Genomic DNA, 1,387 nt, shown 5'->3' with positions numbered 1-1,387 from the left:
CCAAAACTTCATGATAACGTTTGAATGGAAATCCATTTTTATGGGCAAAAGCAATTTCAACATTGTTATCATCGCGAAAAGCATTTCCAGCAATCAGTCGAACCCCGACCATCCGCCGCCGCAGGGCGAACCGGTGCCGGTCGGTTCGCCGGCGCTGTCGAACTAGCTCCCGGCACGGTCTCCAGCGGATCCGGCGCCCGGCTCAGAGCGGGGCGCCGGACGCGTCCCGCCCGGATTCCGGCGCGTCCCCGGATTCCGGCGCGTTCCCGGATTCCGGCGCGTTCCCGGATACCGCCGCGTTCCCGGATACCGCCGCGTTTCCGGATTTCGGCGTGGGCCGTGCCGCGCACGCCAGCTCGCGGACGACCGCGCATCCGGCCCGCAGCTCGGCGGGGCTGCCCGCCGAGCCGTAGCCGACGACGAGCCCGCTGAACGAGCGCGGCCCCGCGTGGTGGCGCTCCAGCGGGTCCACCAGGACGCCGCGGTCTCCCGCGTCCCGCGCGACCCGCTCCGCGACCGCGTGCGGCAGGTCCACGACGAGGTGCAGCCCGGCCGTGTCGCCGCGCAGCCGCAGCCCGTCCAGCGCCCGCACCACGACCTCGCGGCGCCGCGCGTACTCCCCGCGCATTCGCCGGACGTGCCGGTCCAGGTCGCCGCGTTCGAGGAACAGCCGGAGCGCGTGCTGCGGGACGACCGCCGTCCGGTCGTTCAGCTCCTCGCGCCGCAGCGCGATCGCCGCCACCAGGTCGGGACGCCCCACGAGCCAGCCGACGCCCATGTCCGCGGTGAGGATCTTCGCCGACGTGCCGAGGTAGACGACCACGTCCGGGTCCAGCCCGTACAGGGCGGGCAGCGGCGCGACGTCGTAGCGGAACTCGCCGTCGTAGTCGTCCTCGGCGATCAGCGCGCCCGTCCGCCGCGCCCACGCCAGCAGCGCCTGCCGCCGCGGAACCGGCAGCACCCCGCCCATCGGGTACTGGTGGGACGGCGTCGTGTACACCAGGCGCAGATCGTCCGGGAGGCCGTCGACGATCAGGCCGTGCTCGTCCACCGGGCACGAGACGATCTCGGCGCCGCGCCCCTCCAGCACCGAGCGCGCGCGCCGGTACCCCGGCTCCTCCACGCCGACCCGGTCGCCCGGCCGCAGCACCGTCGCGGCCAGCAGGTCCAGGCCGTTCGTCGCGCCGCGCGTGATCAGCAGGCCGTCGACCGGGCAGACCACGCCGCGGCTGCGCCGGATGTACTCGGCCAGCGCCACCCGCAGCTCCGGCACCCCGTGCGGCTCCTGCCGCTGCTGCGGCGGCATGCCCGCCGCGAGCCGCCACGCCCGCCGCCACGCCGGGGTGTCCAGCGCGCCGACCCACGCCATCCCCGGCCGCAGGTCGAC

1 protein-coding gene is annotated in these 1,387 nt (G+C 74.0%); it reads right to left on the bottom strand.

The window, feature by feature from the left end:
* Positions 1-202: 202 nt before the first annotated feature.
* On the bottom strand, positions 203-1,387 hold a 1,185-nt coding region (locus ABZ914_RS51410; RefSeq protein WP_500201817.1), incomplete at its 5' end, for an aminotransferase-like domain-containing protein.

It is taken from the genome of Spirillospora sp. NPDC046719, from assembly GCF_040645715.1.
Lineage (GTDB): Bacteria > Actinomycetota > Actinomycetes > Streptosporangiales > Streptosporangiaceae > Spirillospora.
Note: the sequence above shows the minus strand (reverse complement) of the source record. Positions and strands in the feature narration are given on the sequence as shown.